The organism is Noviherbaspirillum sp. UKPF54 (genome assembly GCF_007874125.1).
Taxonomy (GTDB): domain Bacteria; phylum Pseudomonadota; class Gammaproteobacteria; order Burkholderiales; family Burkholderiaceae_D; genus Noviherbaspirillum.
In genome coordinates this window covers 1,511,931-1,529,170 of record NZ_CP040128.1, presented here as the reverse complement: position 1 = coordinate 1,529,170, position 17,240 = coordinate 1,511,931, and the positions used below count along the sequence as shown (strand labels likewise).

13 protein-coding genes are annotated in these 17,240 nt (G+C 63.8%); 10 read left to right on the top strand and 3 right to left on the bottom strand.

The features are described from left to right. Positions 1–24: 24 nt before the first annotated feature. Together FAY22_RS07160 and FAY22_RS07155 are read right to left on the bottom strand one after the other, a co-directional pair. Positions 25–603: a lipase secretion chaperone gene (locus FAY22_RS07160; protein ID WP_168204788.1), complete on the bottom strand. Its 579-nt coding sequence runs from the start codon at positions 601–603 to the stop codon at positions 25–27. A gap of 33 nt (positions 604–636) precedes the next feature. Then, positions 637–1,995 (bottom strand): triacylglycerol lipase, encoded by a 1,359-nt coding sequence (locus FAY22_RS07155; RefSeq protein WP_146329573.1) that lies wholly within the window; start codon positions 1,993–1,995, stop codon positions 637–639. A 502-nt stretch (positions 1,996–2,497) separates the two neighbouring features. On the opposite strand from FAY22_RS07155, the gene FAY22_RS07150 reads away from it, so the two are divergent. From FAY22_RS07150 to FAY22_RS07140, 3 genes are all read left to right on the top strand, one after another. After that, on the top strand, positions 2,498–5,659 hold the full coding sequence (locus tag FAY22_RS07150) for an error-prone DNA polymerase (RefSeq protein WP_146329572.1): 3,162 nt from the start codon (positions 2,498–2,500) through the stop codon (positions 5,657–5,659). A gap of 196 nt (positions 5,660–5,855) precedes the next feature. Further along, positions 5,856–8,159, top strand: coding sequence for a penicillin-binding protein 1A (locus tag FAY22_RS07145; protein WP_146329571.1), 2,304 nt, complete (start codon positions 5,856–5,858; stop codon positions 8,157–8,159). A gap of 50 nt (positions 8,160–8,209) precedes the next feature. Next, positions 8,210–8,854, top strand: a complete 645-nt coding sequence (locus tag FAY22_RS07140) for a HugZ family protein (protein WP_146329570.1) — start codon at positions 8,210–8,212, stop codon at positions 8,852–8,854. Here FAY22_RS07140 and FAY22_RS07135 read toward each other — a convergent pair. Then, complete coding sequence (locus tag FAY22_RS07135; RefSeq protein ID WP_210411909.1) at positions 8,851–11,019, bottom strand: TonB-dependent siderophore receptor; 2,169 nt, start codon at positions 11,017–11,019, stop codon at positions 8,851–8,853. The genes FAY22_RS07140 and FAY22_RS07135 overlap by 4 nt on opposite strands. Before the next feature lie 303 nt (positions 11,020–11,322). Between FAY22_RS07135 and FAY22_RS07130 the strand changes: the two genes are divergently transcribed. From FAY22_RS07130 to FAY22_RS07100, 7 genes are all read left to right on the top strand, one after another. Beyond that, entirely contained in the window at positions 11,323–11,523 is a 201-nt protein-coding gene (locus FAY22_RS07130) for a (2Fe-2S)-binding protein (protein ID WP_146333322.1), read from the top strand. A 9-nt stretch (positions 11,524–11,532) separates the two neighbouring features. Beyond that, entirely contained in the window at positions 11,533–12,216 is a 684-nt protein-coding gene (locus tag FAY22_RS07125; RefSeq protein ID WP_146329569.1) for an energy transducer TonB, read from the top strand. A 9-nt stretch (positions 12,217–12,225) separates the two neighbouring features. Continuing rightward, positions 12,226–12,954 (top strand): MotA/TolQ/ExbB proton channel family protein, encoded by a 729-nt coding sequence (locus tag FAY22_RS07120; RefSeq protein WP_146329568.1) that lies wholly within the window; start codon positions 12,226–12,228, stop codon positions 12,952–12,954. Further along, positions 12,954–13,370: a biopolymer transporter ExbD gene (locus FAY22_RS07115; protein WP_146329567.1), complete on the top strand. Its 417-nt coding sequence runs from the start codon at positions 12,954–12,956 to the stop codon at positions 13,368–13,370. The genes FAY22_RS07120 and FAY22_RS07115 overlap by 1 nt, the downstream gene beginning before the upstream one ends. Before the next feature lie 81 nt (positions 13,371–13,451). Beyond that, positions 13,452–15,581, top strand: a complete 2,130-nt coding sequence (locus FAY22_RS07110; RefSeq protein WP_146329566.1) for a TonB-dependent siderophore receptor — start codon at positions 13,452–13,454, stop codon at positions 15,579–15,581. A gap of 61 nt (positions 15,582–15,642) precedes the next feature. Continuing rightward, complete coding sequence (locus tag FAY22_RS07105; protein WP_168204787.1) at positions 15,643–16,362, top strand: DUF4198 domain-containing protein; 720 nt, start codon at positions 15,643–15,645, stop codon at positions 16,360–16,362. 3 nt (positions 16,363–16,365) lie between these two features. Continuing rightward, on the top strand, positions 16,366–17,064 hold the full coding sequence (locus FAY22_RS07100; protein WP_146329564.1) for a PepSY-associated TM helix domain-containing protein: 699 nt from the start codon (positions 16,366–16,368) through the stop codon (positions 17,062–17,064). Positions 17,065–17,240 lie beyond the last annotated feature (176 nt).

Sequence of the window (17,240 nt, the reverse complement as noted above, 5' to 3'; positions counted from 1 at the left end):
CGGGTGGCAGCCTCCCGGCGCGGCTCATTCCAGCGTCAGCCGGGGAAAGCCTGCGCTTTCATAGGTGGTCAGCAGCTTCTGTTCATCGGCGGTAAAACGCGCATTGCGCAACTGCTGCAATGCTTCTTCAGGGTACATGCCGCTATTACCGCCGAGCAGTTTGTCCCGCTCGGCCAGATAAGCGCCGACGCGGGCATTCCATGCATTTTCATCCCGCTCCATTTTGCCCAGGTGCGCCGCCGCTTGCGCCGACAATTCCGCGGCACGCATGCGGTATACCTCGTCCTCGCTCGCCCCCCGGCGGCGCATCCTTTGCACGTTTTCCTGCGCTGCCGCGATTTTCATGGTCGCGTCCGGCACGTCGCGCAATGCAGGCTGCTCGGCGGCATAGGAAATCGCCTGCTCGGCCGCTGTCGTGCCGGATGCCGGCGCCGGCTGCGCGCTGGCGTCCGCCGGCGGCTCGTCGCCCATCGGCTTGATGAAGCTGAAAAGATCAGGTTCGGCGGCGGTGCGCTGCACCGCCTTTTCGCCCGGCCACATCACAAACACGAAAAAGGAGGTGGTCAGCACCGCCGCCCCTGTCCATGCAAGTATCTTTTTCATTTCCATCGCCATCTTTCGAGCATGCCCGCACGGTCACAAGCCGTACAGGATTTTCGTCAAGTTGTCGTAAATCGGATAGACCGAGGAGCTTGGGAGCAGCCAGCCGATCACGTCGAAGTGGTCGTACTGATTGTAGTAGCCGAGGTAGTTCCAGGTGCCGCGCACCGAGGTGCCGTCGTAATTGCGCACCGGTTGCCCGGACGGCGACTTCATGCTGACCGTGTTGACCACGCCATCATTCGCAAACCAGCTGCTGTCGATCAGCACGCGGCTCGGATCGGTCTGCGTATACGATCCCATGCCAGGCACAAAAAGCGAGGGCACCACCCATTCGCCGGCGGTGTTCTTCATGAAGAAGATCATGTCGTCGCGCGCATACTGGTAGCTGGAGCTCTGGAACGGCGCGATGAGGCGGTCGGTCGAATTGCAGCAGAAGCTGCCCTGTTCGGTCGCCTTGCCGCCGATCGAGTAGTAGTACACGTTGGGCGAGGTCTTGACCCAGCTGTTCAACGCCTTCGCGCCGTCCGGGCCCAGTTCCCACTGCGCCGAATCGCGGTTGGACAAGGACCAGAACGGCGCGCCCTTGATACGGTCGAGGAATTGCCAGAAGGTTTCGGTCGGCTGTTGCGCCAGGCCATACTGTTCCAGACGGAACTTGTAGATCGGGTTGCTGCTGCCGCCGAGGCCGGCCACCTCGACGATCTTGCCGGCCAGTTCCGATACCTTGGGCACATAATCGATAATCACGTCGCGCAGGGTGGTGCCGTTGTGCGGAGTGGAGATGGTGGTGGCGCTCTTGACCCAGCCGATCTTGCCGCCGGTGTAGAGCGCGCCACCGCCCTCGTCGCCGTTGGGCGAGCCGTTTTCCAGCAGCTGGATCAGGGTGCGCACGGTTTGCCCGCCCTGGCTGTGCGACACCAGGTGGATCGGGTGGGCCGCGTCCCACTGCGGGTACAGCGCGACCGGGTAATGGTTGGGGTTGTTGTCGGGATCGGCGGCCCAGCATTTGCCGGCCGGTTTCTGGATCTTGCCGTAGGCGGCGAATTGGGCGGTGCGCTGGGCGCCGTAGTCGGTGCAGCCGCCCTTGATCTGGTAGTACAGCTCGACGGCGCGGTCCCAGTTCGAGCTGACCGGCCCGACCGCGGCGGTATATACCTGGTGGCTGCCGTTGTAGGTCTTCATGTGCGCTTCGACGTCGTTGAAGCCGCCCCAGTACTTGAAGCCGGTGCCCTGCAACTCGTCGGGGCCGAAGCCGAGGAAGCCGTGCACCAGCACGACAGGATCATTATTGGCCGCGAACGCCGCGGGCCCCGCCATGAATGCGGATAAGGCAACCGCTGCAACGGTTACTCGCGCAAGTAACCCGGCCGCGCGCTTGAATACAGACGCCATCTTGCTCTCCTTGAATGGGATAAATGCTGCCTTGTGCAGCCGGCTCTGTTGACCGAGCCTTTGTCGAAATCCGTTTGCAAACAGGATGCTTTCGCTATTCCGTTTGGCGATTGCGAAAGAAAGATGGCGCTGGGCGAATGAGGCGCGGCAATGACGGCGCGAGGATGCGGGCGAGTTGCATGGTGTTGTCTCCTGTGTGAATCGGCGATGGTTTTATTATTTTTTAACAGCGCTGAACTTGAACGAAAGCTTTCCACTGCACACGAACAAGTCCGAATGATTTCACCACAACCAAATCGCATCCTCTTCGTCTCCTTCCGCCCTGCCAAGCCAACAAATTGACATCGCAAGCCAATCTTGGTCGCACGGCAACAATGCTTTAAAAAACTGTGATAGCGAAATTAACTATAAGACAACTTATTCCCATCGATTAACAACGCCGTTACAAAAATGCATGCCTGTCGCTATACTGTTTTTATATACAGTATTTCATAACAAAAACATGCACTCCTCTTCTCTTCCGCCCCAAGCCCTCCCGGCCTACGCCGAACTGCAGTGCGTGACGAACTTCACCTTCCTGCGCGGCGCCTCGCATGCGGAAGAGCTGGCCGCGCGCGCCGCCGCCCTTGGCTACACGGCGCTGGCAATCGCGGATGAATGTTCGCTGGCAGGCGTGGTGCGAGCGCATGTCGTCACCCGGCAGCTGGCGCTGCACCTGATCATCGGCAGCCAGTTCCGGCTGGTGGACGAGGATGGCAACCCGGCCTTCTCGCTGGTCGTGCTCGCGCAAAACCGCAACGGCTACGGCAACCTGGCCGAAATGATCACGCTGGCGCGCACGCGCGCTGACGTGGGCAAGGGGTTTTACCGCCTGACACCGACGGACTTTTCCGCGCCGCAGGGGGAGCATGCGCACCTGCGCGGGATGCCCGATTGCCTGCTCATTCTCACGCCGGAGCACGGCATTGCCGCCGGTGCGCTCGCCCTGCAGGCGCAATGGATGAGGCAGACCTTCCCGCAGCGCGCCTGGATCGCGCTCACGCTGCTGCACCGGGCCGGCGATGAGCGACATCGCACCCTGGTCGAACAAGCCGCCCAGGAACAAGGCTTGCCGGTCGTCGCCACCGGCGATGTCTGCATGCATGTGCGCTCGCGCAAGCCGTTGCAGGACACGCTGACCGCGATCCGCCTGCGCACGCCGATTGCCGAATGCGGTTACGGGCTTGCGCCGAATGCGGAACAGCACCTGCGCTCGCGGCTGCGGCTGGCCAACATCTATCCGCCGGCGGCGCTGGGCGAAACGGTACGCATCGCGAAGCTGTGCACGTTTTCGCTGGACGAATTGCGCTATGAATACCCGGACGAGCTGGTGCCGCCGGGAGAAACGCCGTCCAGCCATCTGCGCAAGGAAGCCTATGCCGGCGCGAACCGGCGCTATCCCGCCGGGATTCCGCCGCAGGTGCGCCAGCAGCTGGAAAACGAACTGGCACTGATCGATGAGAAGCAGTACGCGCCCTACTTCCTGACGGTGTACGACATCGTGCGCTTTGCGCGCGGCGAGCGCATCCTGTGCCAGGGACGCGGCTCGGCCGCCAATTCCACCGTCTGCTACTGCCTGGGCATCACGGAGGTTGATCCGTCGCGCAGCCATACCCTGTTCGAGCGCTTCATCTCGCGCGAGCGCGACGAGCCGCCCGACATCGACGTCGATTTCGAGCACCAGCGGCGCGAGGAAGTGATCCAGTACGTGTACCGCAAATACGGCAGGCTGCGCGCCGCGCTGACCGCCGTCGTCATCAGCTACAAGCCGCGCAGCGTGTTGCGCGACGTGGGCAAGGCGCTCGGCGTGGACCTTGGCATCGTCGACCGCATCGCCCAGTCGCACCGCTGGTGGGACGACAAGACAGGGTTGGCGGCGCGCTTTGTCGAATGCGGCATGGACCCGGACACCCCGCTGGCGCGGCAATGGGCGGAGATCGCGGAAAAGCTGATGCGCTTTCCACGCCACCTGTCGCAGCATCCGGGCGGCTTCGTGATCGCGCGCGGCAAGCTGTCGCGCCTGGTGCCGATCGAAAACGCCGCGATGAAGGACCGCAGCGTGGTGCAATGGGACAAGGACGACCTGGACGCGCTGGGCCTGCTGAAAGTCGACATCCTCGCGCTCGGCATGCTTTCCATGATCCGCCGCGCGCTCGACATGATAGCCGCGCGGCGCGGCCGGCCGTTTTCGATGCAGGACATCCCGCGCGAAGACCCGGCCACTTATGAAATGATCAGCAAGGCCGACACCATCGGCGTGTTCCAGATCGAAAGCCGGGCGCAGATGACGATGCTGCCGCGCCTGCGGCCGAACAAATTTTACGACCTGGTGATCCAGGTCGCGATCGTGCGCCCCGGCCCAATTCAGGGCGGCATGGTGCATCCCTACCTGAAGCGCCGGCAGGGCCTGGAGCCGGTCACCTATCCGAGGGAAGAGATCAGGCCGGCGCTGGAGCGCACCTGCGGCATCCCGATCTTCCAGGAACAGGTGATGCAGATCGCGATGCTGGCGGCGGGTTTCAGCGGCAGCGAAGCGGACCAGCTGCGCCGCTCGATGGCGGCATGGCGGCGCAAGGGCGATCTCGGACGGCACAAGGAAAGGCTCAAGCAAGGCATGGCGGACCGGGGTTACGAGCAAGCCTTCATCGATGCCATCGTGCGCCAGATCGAAGGCTTCGCCGAGTATGGCTTTCCCGAGAGCCATGCGGCCAGTTTTGCGCTGCTTGCCTACGCCAGCTCCTGGATCAAGCGCCACGAGCCGGCCGTGTTCCTCGCGGCCTTGCTGAACAGCCAGCCGATGGGCTTCTACTCGCCGTCGCAACTGGTGCAGGATGCCAGGCGCCACCAGGTCGAGGTAAGGCCGGTCGATGTCACGGTCAGCAGCTGGGAAGCGACGCTGGAGCCGGCTGCCGGCGACCAGCCGGCGGTGCGGCTGGGCCTGAACATGGTGCGCGGGCTGTCGCTTGATGCCGGTCGGCGCATCGAGCAGGCGCGCGCGCGACGTCCATTTTCCGATCTCGCTGATTTTGCGTTATGCGCGCAGCTGACGCGCCACGACTTGCAGGCGCTGGCGGATGCGAACGCACTGCAGGCGCTGGCAGGAAACCGGCGCCAGGCCTTGTGGCAGGCAGTCGCGAGTGCCGCCGACAAGGGCTTGCTGAGCCGGGCGCCGGTGCGGGAGGAAGCGCTGCGGCTGGCCCCGCCGAGCGAGGGTGAAGGCATCGTCGCCGACTATCGCTCGCTCGGCCTGACGCTGGAGCGGCATCCGCTGGCGTTGTTGCGTCCGCTGCTGGCAGAAAGGCGCTTTTTGCCGGCCGAAGTCCTCAACACTTTCGCCGACCGCCAGCTGGCGCGTGCCTGCGGCATCGTCACCGTGCGCCAGCGCCCGCAGACCGCCAGCGGCACCGTGTTCGTCACGATCGAGGACGAGACCGGGTTCGTCAACGTGATCGTCTGGCCGGCCCTGGTCGAACGCTATCGCAAGGAATTGCTCGCGTCCCGCCTCCTGGGCGTGTACGGCATCTGGCAATGCGAAAGCAATGTGCGGCACCTGGTAGCGAAACGGCTGGTCGACTTGTCGACGCTGCTGGGGCGGCTGGCTACGCATAGCCGGGATTTCATGTAAGACATCCTGCGCGCCCTACTTTCTTAAAATCACTTGTTTCGAAATGAAACATGGCTTCGGCTTTTTCCGAACCGGGGCTTAGAGTCCGGTTCAACATGAAATACGGGGGATTGCAGTGCGACGAGTTTCGCTGCTTTTATTGCATATAAGGAACTGGTGGAAACGGCCGCTGAAGCGCCGCCTTGTCGAGGCGGCAATGGCGCTCGTTGCATCCGCCGCGCTGGGCGGCGCACTGCTGGCCGCCTATGCATTCCTGATCGTCGCGCCCGGCCTGCCGCCGCTCGATGCGCTCACCGATTACCGCCCCAAGATTCCGCTGCGCGTGTACACCGCCGACTTGGTGCTGATCGGCGAATTCGGCGAGGAGCGCCGCGATTTCGTGCCGATCGCCGAAATGCCGGCGGTAATGAAGAATGCGCTGATCGCCACCGAGGACGAGCATTTCTACGAACACAGCGGCGTGGACTACACCGGCATTCTGCGCGCCACCCTCGCCAACTTCTGGCGCAGCCGCTCGCAGGGCGCTTCCACCATCACGATGCAGGTGGCGCGCACGTTCTATCTGAGCCGCCAGAAGACCTATGCGCGCAAGATCCAGGAGATCATGCTCGCGCGCAAAATCGAACAGACGCTGTCGAAAGACCAGATCCTCGAGCTGTACATGAACCAGATCTACCTGGGGGAACGCGCCTATGGCTTCGGCAGCGCCGCGCGCATCTATTTCGGCAAGGATATCCAGGATCTGACCATCGCCGAAGCCGCGATGCTGGCCGGCCTGCCGAAAGCGCCATCCAGCCTCAATCCGGTGGTTAACCCGACGCGCGCCGCGCAGCGCCAGCAGTACATTCTCAAGCGCATGCGCGAGCTCGGCTACATCACGCCGAAGCAGTATGCGCAAGCGGCTCAGGAAAAGCTTGCCGTGCGCGACAAGGGCTACCGCTTCGAGACGCATGCGGAACACGCGGCGGAAATCGTGCGGCAATACATGTCCGCGCAGTACGGCGACGACATCTACACTCACGGCTACACCGTCTACACCACGCTCAACAGCGCCGACCAGGATGCCGCCTACGGCGCGGTGCGGCGCGGCGTGCTGGAATACGAGCGGCGCCACGGCTACCGCGGCCCGGAAGCCTTCGTCGCGCTGCCGGAAGACGAGGACGAGCGCGAGCAAGCCATCGCCGAGGCGCTGCTCAAGCACCCCGACAGCGACGAACTGCGCTCGGCGGTGGTGCTGGCCGCCTCGCCGAAAGCGGTGCGCGCGATGCTGCTGTCGGGCGACGTGATCGACATCGGCGGCGAAGGCTTGCGCTTTGCCGCGTCTGCCTTGTCGCCCAAGGCGCGTAACCGTATCAAGCCCGGCGCAATCATCCGCGTGGTGCGCGACGCGAAAAAGCGCTGGGCCGTCACCCAGCTGCCGGAAGTTTCCGCCGCCTTCGTCGCGCTCAATGCCAAGGACGGCTCTTATCGTGCAATGGTCGGCGGCTTCGATTTCGCGCTCAACCAGTTCGACCACGTCTCGCAAGCCTGGCGCCAGCCCGGCTCCGGCATCAAGCCCTTCATCTACTCGGCCGCGCTCGAAAAGGGCTATTCTCCGGGCACGCTGATCGACGACGCGCCGCTCGCCATCAACGTGTCGGCCGGCAGCCAGGCATGGACGCCGCAGAACGACGACGGGCGCTACGACGGCCCGATCTCGATGCGCACCGCGCTGAAGAAATCGAAGAACATGGTGTCGATCCGCCTGCTGCAATCGATCACCCCGCCCTATGCGCGCGATTACCTGACGCGCTTCGGCTTCGACGCCAGCCGGCACCCGGACAATCTCACCATGACGCTCGGCACCGGCTCGGTCACGCCGCTGCAGATGGCCGCCGCCTACGCCGTCTTCGCCAACGGCGGCTACAAGGTTGCGCCCTACCTGATCGAAAAAGTGCTGGACAACCGCGGCAACGTGCTGGTGCAAAGCAAGCCGGCCATCGCCGGCGACGAGGCGGCGCGCGTGCTCGATCCCCGTAATGCCTTCATCATGGACAGCATGCTGCGCGACGTGGTCAACTCGGGAACAGGTTACGCGGCCAGCCAGCGCCTGGGGCGCCATGACCTGGCGGGAAAAACCGGCACCACCAATGACGCGATGGACGGCTGGTTCGCCGGCTACGGCGGCGATATCGTCGCCGTAGCCTGGATGGGCTACGACAAGCCGCGCTCGCTGGGCAGCCGCGAATTCGGCGCCACCGTGGCGCTGCCGATCTGGACCGACTACATGCGCAGCGCCCTGCGCGGCGCGGCGCCCTTCCAGCGGCCGCTTCCGGCCGGCATCGCCCAGGTCGACGGCGACTGGATGTACAACGAGTATGTCAGCCACAACGACCCGGTGCGCGCGGTGGGCGACGCGGTCAAGAGCTTCTGGGACCGGCTGTTCGGCGACCGGCCGGCCACGCCGGGCAACAATATCCGGCAGAGGGATCCCGTCGATGATCTGTATCGCGGCGGCTGAGCACCGGTGCGATTAAACTGCAAGGGTCATTCATTCTTTCGATCCTTGCCATGAAACCCAGCCTGACCACTGCCCTTCATCTGCTGCACGGCGCATCGTCCGGCGCGCTGGCGACACAATCGACGCAGCTGCCTGGCTATCCGTTCGCCTCGGCGCTGCCGTTCGTTCCGGACGAAGGCCATCGTCCGGTATTCCTGCTGAGCGGCCTGGCCGAACACACCAAAAACCTGGTCGCCGATCCGCGCGCCAGCCTGCTCGTCACCGAGGCCAACGCGGAAAACGTGCTGACCGCGCCGCGCATGACCATCGTGGGCGACGTGATTCGCATCGACACGGCATCCGAGCTGGCGGCGCGCTATGTGCGCTACCAGCCCGATGCGCGGCAATATCTCGAACTCGGCGATTTCGCGTTTTTCCGCCTGCAGCCGAAACGCGCCCGCTATATCGGCGGCTTTGCGCAGATGGGATGGATCGAGGACGCGGAATGGCCACAGGCAGCGGTTTTACCCTGGTCCGATGAAGCGGCGCTGCTGGCGCGCTTCGAGCATGCCTTGCCTGCCGGCGCCAGGCTGCTCGGGATCGACTGCTACGGATTCGACCTCGAGCGCGACGGCAGGCGGCAGCGGCAGCCGTTTCCCGCCGCCTGCCGCTCCCTGGACGAGATCGCAAGCCGCATGGAATCTGGCCAGGCTTAAAAAGCCGTTGCCAGCGTCAGGCGCACATTGCGCGGCGTGCCGACGATGATGTTGTTGTCGCCACCCGCCGTCGCGTAGTAATGCTTGTCCAGCAGGTTCTCGACATTCAGGGACAATCGCGTCTTCTTGTCGAACTGGTAGTAGACGGCGCCGTCGGTGCGGGCGAAGGCCGGCAACGTCACGGCATTGCTGGTGCTGGCGTAGACGCTGGACTGGTATACCACGCCCAGCCCGAAGGCCCAGCCGCCGGCGACGTCCACGCGATTCCACAGTGACACTGCGTTTTTCGGCACCAGCGGCACGGTGGTGCCGGCCGGTACGGCAGCGCTGGTGGCGCTGCCGCCGGTAGCCTTGACGACGCGAGCATCCAGGTTGGCGTAACCGGCATAGACCTGCCAGTCCCTGGTCATCTGCCCCTGCAGGCCAAGCTCGATGCCTTCAGTGCGCTGCAAGCCGGAAAGCTGCAGCCTGGTCGAATCATTCGGGTCCTTGCTCTTGACATTGGCCCGGTCGAGACGGAACACCGCCGCGGTCGCGGACAGCACCGGAGTGATATCCCACTTGCCGCCGATTTCCCAGTTCTTCGCCTTCTCCGGCGCCAGATCGGCATTGCTGGCGGACAGCGACAGGGTTTCGCCGCTGGGGAGGAAGGCGTAGCTGTAGCTGGCGTAGTAGGAGGACGAGGCGTTGGGCTGATAGACCAGGCCGGCGCGGGGCGAGAACTCGCGGTCTGTGTGGGCAAGATCCACGTTGGCCGCGTTGCGGTCGTCAATGCCGACGCTGTAGCGGTCGTAGCGCACGCCGAGCACGGCTTTCCACTGCGGAATCAGGGAGATCTGGTCCTGCGCGTAGAGTGCTGCGATGTTGGCGGTGGTGCTGTTGTTGGTATCGCTGGCTTGCGCCTTCCACTGGTTGACCGTGGCGCGGGGCGCCGTGGCGTCGACCAGGCTGCTGGTGGAGGTGCCGAAGTAGCCGGTCAGGCGCGTGTTGTCGCTATCCTGGTGGCCGAGTTCGAGGCCGGCGAGCACGAGGTGCTCGACGCTCCCGGTGCGCAGACGCGATTCGAGCTCGCTCTGGTTGAAGTAATTGCTGCGCTGGTTGGCCTGGCTGTAGGCTGAAATGCTGACCTTGCCGGCATTATTGACGCTGCTGTTGGGCTGGACGTTCTGGCGCAAAGTGTCGTAGTGCGTGGCGTGGAATGTGTTGCGCACGGTGAGGTTGGGCGCAAGGCTGTGCTCGATCTTGGCGGCGAAGGCGTCGACGCTCACGTCGCTCGGACTCTGGTCCGGGTTGCCGAAAAAGGTCGCGCGCGGCGTGTCGTAAGGTGTTCCGTTACGCGACGGGATACCGCGGTCGACAGTGCGTTTGTCGTCGAAATGCTCGTAGCTGAGAAGCACGGAGGTGTCGTCGCTGGGAAACAGCTCCACCACCGGGTTGATGCCGTGGCGCTTCAGCTGGTAGCCCTCGCGGAAGCCGCCGGAATCCTCGACCACGGCGTTGAGGCGATAAGCGACGCTATCCGAGAGGCGGCCGCTCAAGTCGGCGGTGGCGCGCTTGGTATCGTAACTGCCAACCGTAAGTTCCGCACGCCTGGCCGGCGTATCCAATGGCTTCTTGGTGACGCGGTTGACGATGCCGCCGGCGCCGCCGCGGCCGAACGTCATGCCGCTGGAGCCCTTCAGAATTTCAAATCGCTCGGTGTTGTAGGGATCGCGGAAATACAAGGCATCGTCGCGCACGCCGTCCACGTAGAGGTCGGAGGTGCTGCTGATTCCGCGCAGCACTGGCTGGTCGCGTCCGCCTTCACCGGGATTCATGGAAGCGCCCGGCACGTAGCGCAACACCTGCGCCATGCTGGTCATGCCCTGATCCTTTACCAGCGACTCGGGGACCACCTGCACCGACTGCGGCACATCGCGCAGCGGCGTATCGGTCTTGGTCACCGTCGATGAGCGCGTTGCGCGATAACCCTGCACCGGGCCGTCGGCGCGCTCGGTCTGCGCGCGCACGGTAATGTCCGGCAGGCTGGAATCCTCGGCGCCGTAAGCCAGGCCCGGCTGTGCCAATTGCGCCAGCGCGGCGAGCATCAGTGCGGTCAAGGGCCGCAGGCGCGGCACAAATGCCGCGGTTGGGCGCAACACGCGCCGGTGAGCCATCTGAGTCATGGATATTTCTCCTGATAAGTATTGACTGGCTGGCTGACGGCGGCGCCGCGGGCTGGCGGGGGTTAAGAAAACCTGCATCGGCGGTCTGGACGGGCTTTTCCTGCCGCGTTCCTGCACTGCTTTACTTATCAATAAGTAAGGAACCGGTGAAAAACTTTTTGACGACGCCTTTTATATAGCTATAATAATGCGAATCATTCTTATTTACAATCAGATTGTTGATTCTCAGACATATCTGATTTGAAGTGCACCGGGCGCCGAATGGTATTCGCCGGCGTTCCCCGGCCAGAAAAAGGTAGAACCATGATCGTTTGTGTCTGCAACAACATCTCCGAGCGCAAGATTCATCATGCGGTGAATGCCGGCGCCACTTCCATGCTTGAGCTGCGCGCCGGCCTCGGCGTCGGCAACTGCTGCGGCAAATGCAATTCATGCGCCAAAACCATCCTGCGCGAGTCTCTGCAAGCTCAGGCACAGCTCGCTCCACTGGCACTGGTGGCATAGGCGGATTCAATGAGCCGAACCGCCCCCTTCCCCGTTGCCGCGCTTGCGGCGCAAGCGCGCCGCATCGGCCCGCTCGGCCTGATCGTGCTGCTGCACATCGGCTTTTTCTACGCGCTTCAGAGCGGCTTGCTGCGCAAGGCGAGCGAGGCGATCCCGCGCGAAGTGATCGCGACCTTCATCACGCCCGAACCGTTGCGCGAAAAGCCGCAGCCGCAACCGGCGGCGCCGAAAACCGTCCCGGTGGTGAAGAAGGCGGTGACGCCGCCGAAGCCGGCCCCGGTCTTCAAATCCGCCGAGCCGTCGCCCAAGGCGATCAGCGTCGATCCCAACCCGCCCGCCCCGCAACCGGCGGCGCCTGTCGCGGCAGTACCTGCTCCGGCCGCGCCGCCCACGCCGGACGCTCCCGCCGCGCCGAAAACCGTTACTTCCGGCATCGAGTACATCCAGCCGCCGCAGCCCGAATACCCGCCCATCTCCAAGCGCATGGGCGAAGAAGGCAAGGCCGTGCTGCGCGTGCTGGTCAACGAAAAAGGCCGGCCGGAACGCGTCGAGCTGCACAAATCGTCCGGCATCGCACGCCTCGACGAAGCCGCCCGCAAGGCCGCGCTGCGCGCCCTGTTCAAACCCTTCATCGAAGACGGCAAGGCGGTGAGCGCCTACGCCATCATCCCCATCAACTTTCAACTGGATTAAGGAATCATCATGCAAGGAAGCCCGTACGGACTGGAAACGCTGTGGATGCAAGGCGACTTTGTCACCAAAGGCGTCGCCATACTGCTGGTGTCGATGTCGATCGCCTCGTGGTACGTGATTGTCACCAAGGCGCTGCAACTGCTGCGCTTCGGCCGGGCCGGCAAGGCCGCCGGCCATCAGTTCTGGGACACCACCAGCGTCGATGAAGGCCTGGCGACGCTGGGCAGCGGCAATCCGTTCGCCGACATCGCGCACGCTGGCGTGGGCGCGATGCGCCACCACAACGCCCACAAGGGCCACCTGCACGACCAGCTGTCGGTATCCGACTGGGTCACGCTGTCGCTGCGCCAGGCGATCGATGAAGCCTCCGGCAAGCTGCAGTCCGGCATGGCGGTGCTGGCCTCGGTCGGCTCCAGCGCTCCTTTCGTCGGCCTGTTCGGCACCGTGTGGGGCATCTATCACGCGCTGGTATCGATCGGCACCTCGGGTCAGGCCAGCATCGACAAGGTGGCTGGTCCGGTCGGCGAGGCGCTCATCATGACCGCGCTCGGCCTGGCCGTCGCGATCCCCGCCACCTTCGGCTACAACGCCCTGGTACGCGGCAACAAGGCGATCATCGCCCAGCTCAACAAGTTCGGCTTCGACCTGCACGCGCTGTTCGTCACCGGCGCCCGCACCGAATCGAGCGCCAATGACGGCGCAAACGGCGCCAAGCTGGTTGCCGTGGGAGGTATGTGATGGCGATGGGTTCCCTGTCCAATTCGGACGACGATTTCAACCCGGAGATCAACACCACGCCGCTGGTCGACGTGATGCTGGTGCTGCTGATCATCTTCATCATCACCATCCCGGTCATGAACCACAGCGTCAAGATCGACCTGCCGCGCGCCACCAACCAGCCCAACGAGAGCAAGCCGGAAAACATCAACCTGTCGATCGATGCCGAAGGCAAGGTGTACTGGAACAGTGATGTCGTCGATCCCGCCGAGCTGAACGCGCGCATCGCCGTCGCGGCGCAAAAGACGCCGCAGCCGGAACTGCACCTGCGCGCCGAGCGCACCACGCAGTACGAAAAGGTGGCGCAGGTGATGGCCGCCGCGCAGTCAGGCGGTCTGTCCAAGATCGGCTTCGTGACAGAACCACAGGGTAAATAACTAGTTTTTTCTATCATCAGCCAGCCACGACGCGATCCGCCGTCCCAGCCAGCCACCAGTTTTCAAATAACAAGGAACATCATGGGACTCAGGAAGAGCAAGCTGGCGCTGCTGGTCGCGCTGGCTGTACAACAACTCGCCGTGCACGCGCAGACGGCTGCGCAAAAAGAGGAAGCGCTGCCCGAGGTCAAGGTCAAGAGCGCGCGCGAACTGCCGCCGACCTACAATCCGCCGACGGCCGTCAGCGCCACCAAGATCGAAGCGCCGTTGCGCGACATCCCGCAGACCGTCAACGTCGTGCCGCAGGCCGTGCTGCGCGACCAGGCGGTCCGCTCGATGCAGGACGTGCTGAAATCTGTGCCTGGCGTCGGACTGTCCTCCGGCGACGGCCAGCGCGACCAGGTGACGATCCGCGGCTTTTCCGCCATCGCCGACCAGTTCATCGACGGCATGCGCGACGACGCGATGTATTTCCGCGACCTGTCCAACATCGAGCAGGTCGAAGTGATCAAGGGGCCGGCATCGGTGCTGTACGGGCGCGGCTCCTCGGGCGGGCTTATCAACCGCATCACCAAGAAGCCCGGCATCGACAAGAACGAAGTCAGCCTGCAGTTCGGCAGCTGGAACCAGAAGCGCGGCGAATTCGACCTGGCGCGCAACTACAGCGACAACGGCGTGGCATTCCGCGTGACCGGCGCGCTGGAGCGTGCCGACAGTTACCGCGACCAGCAATTCCTGCAGCGCGAGGCGCTGTCGCCCTCCCTGTCGATCAAGCTCGGCGACGCAACCAAACTGCTGATCCAGGGCGAATACCTGTCTGACCGGCGCGTGACCGACTTCGGCATTCCCTCGTACAAGGGGCGACCGGTGGACGTGCCGTCCAACACCTACTACGGCGCAGCGGACGCCAGGCATTTCGATTACACCCAGTCGCGCGTGACCGCGCTCGGCTTCACGCTGGATCACCGCTTCAACAACGAATGGTCGCTGCGCAACGCGTTCCGTCATTACGACTATTCGCTCAACCGCAACAACACGCTGGTCGGCTCGGTCAACGAAGCGGCGCTGACCGCTTCGCTCAACCGCAGCAACGTGCTGCGCCAGGAAGACGGCTATTTCAACCAGACCGAACTGGTGCAGAAGACCACCATCGCCGGCATGCCGCACCAGCTGCTGTACGGCGTCGAAATCGGCAAGCAGAACAAGGACCAGTTCTTCCGCACCTGGAACAACATCGCGACCGTTTCCCTGTTCAACCCGGTGTCGCCGGTAGTGCCCTTCACGCCAAGCACCACGCCTTCTTCCTCGACCGACAACCAAGGCATCCTGACGACGAACAGCGCCTACATCCAGGACCTGGTCACGCTGTCCGCGCAGTGGAAGGCGCTGGCGGGCGTGCGCTATGACGCATTCGAGCAGGAGACGCAGAACCGAAGCGGCCAGACGATCCTGAGCCGCACCGACCGCGCCTGGAGCCCGCGCGCCGGCCTGGTGTACCAGCCGAATGAAACCCAGTCCTACTATGCGTCGGTCAGCAAGTCCTTCCAGCCATCCGGCGAGAGCCTTCCGCTGGCGGCCACCAATGCGCAAATTGCGCCTGAAGAGACGACAAACCAAGAAATCGGCGCGAAGTTCGATTTCTTTGACGGCAAGGCATCCGCCACGGCATCGCTGTTCCGGCTCGAGCGCACCAACATCAAGTTCACCGACCCGGCGACCAACCGCCTGGTCCCGATCGGCACCCAGCGCACCGACGGGCTGGAGCTGACCTTCAGCGGCGACCTGTCGCACGGCTGGCAAGTCTGGTCCGGCTACGCCTATCTCGACGCGGAAGTCACTTCGTCTCCTGCCGTCGACAACAGCGACAATGTCGTGAAAAACGTAAGGGTGCAAGGCAAGCAGCCGACGCTGACGCCGAAACACAGCGCCAGCCTCTGGCTGACCAAGGCCCTCGGCAATGGCCTGCGCGCAGGCGCCGGCGTGAACTACGTCGCCGACCGCTTCGCCAATCCCGGCAATACGGTCACCCTGCCGGCCTACACCCTGGTCGACGCGATGGTCGGCTACAAGATCGCCGGCCTGGATCTGCAGCTGAACATCAACAACCTGTTCGACCGCGCATACATCGTATCCGGCCACGGTTCGGCGCCCAACCTGAACGTACCGGGCGCGCCGCGCAATGTGCAGCTGACCGCCCGTTACACGTTCTAACACAATGCCCCTTTGCCGCAGGCGCAAAGGGGCATTGCCATATCCAACAACAATGAAAACCGTGAACATCCATATTCAATTCCGTACGGCCACGCTCTTCTTCGCCGCCGTCCTGGCCAGCGGCGCGGCACAGGCACACTACCTGTGGATTGAGCCGGGCGATGCCGGCGCCCGCCTGTACTACGGCGAAGCCGACAACCTTCTGAAGGAAAAAAGCCCCGGCAAGCTCGACAACATCAAGTCCCCGCGCGCATTTGCAACTAGGGCTGCCAAGATTGACGCCGTTTCCGTCAGCCGCGCCGCGGAATTCTTCGCGATCGACAGCGGCAAGGCGGATTCGACGGTGCTGGTCGCAGAAGAGTCGCTGGAAGTGCGCGACCTGAGCAAGCATGGCCTGGGCATCGCGAAATCGAACTATTACGCGCGTTACGGCCAGGCGGCAGCCGTCGGCGCCTCGCCGCTTGCGCTGGATGTGCAGGCGCACGGCGCGAACGCGCTGGTCGTGCTGTATCGCGGCCAGCCGCTCAAGGATGCGAAGCTGGAAGTGATCGCCCCCAACGCATGGGTCCAGGAACACAAGACCGATGCGCAGGGCGCGGTGAAGATCAATGCCCCGTGGCGTGGCCAGTACGTGGTCCACGTTCTGCACGTCGACCGGACGCCCGGAGAATTCGGCGGCCAGACGTATGACAACCTGCGCAACCATTTCACCTACACCTTCGTCAAGGCCGACGGCACCGATCCCGGTCCGGCGCTGGCGCCACAATACGGAGCGGATTGAGCCATGCATGCCGACGCCATTACCCGCTCACTGGACCGCGAACCAGAACATGCGGTGCCGCTTGCACCGGCAAAGCGCAAGCGCAGCCGGCGCGCCGTATTCCTGACCTGGCTGCGCAAGACGCACTTGTACGTGGGCTTGTGGGGCGCCGTGCTGGGCCTGCTGTTCGGCGCCACCGGCATCCTCATGAATCACCGGGCGATCATGAAGATACCCGTGGAAAAAACGGTGCAGAAGACGGCGCAGCTGCCGCTGCCGGAGCGCACGTTTTCCTCACCCGCCGATATGGCGGACTGGCTGCAAAACGAGCTGAAGTTCAGTTCCGTGCAGCCGCCGGTAATGAAAACCCAGCCGGCCAGGACGGTGGTGTGGTCCGACCGCGAAGTCCGGCAGCCGGAGCGCTGGACCATCAACCTGACGCGCCCGGAAGGCGGCGTGCTGGTTGAGTATTTCGTCGGCAACCGCTTCGTCAAGCTCGATCAGGTCGACGCCACGCCGATAGGCACGCTCACGCGCTTGCACATGTCCATAGGCGTCAACGCGTTCTGGGTATTGCTGTCCGATACGATCGCCGGGGGCCTGATCCTGCTGTCGATCACCGGCCTGCTGCTGTGGACGCAGCTGCACACGGTGCGCACGGCCGCGGTATTGACCAGCTGCGGAGCACTGTGCGCGACGCTCTGGTTCATGTGGACGATCTGAGCCGCTCTCTCTGCGCCGGCGAACTCCTTCAGCGAACGGCGGGCCGGGCAAGATACTACGCCCGGCCTGTCGCCGCCCCGCAGCTTTTGGGCATCCAGCGGCTTCATCCCTCAAGCAAGCATCCAGCCTGGGCCTGGCGCAGCCTTCAGCGGGTTGAAAAGGAACAGGGAAAACAT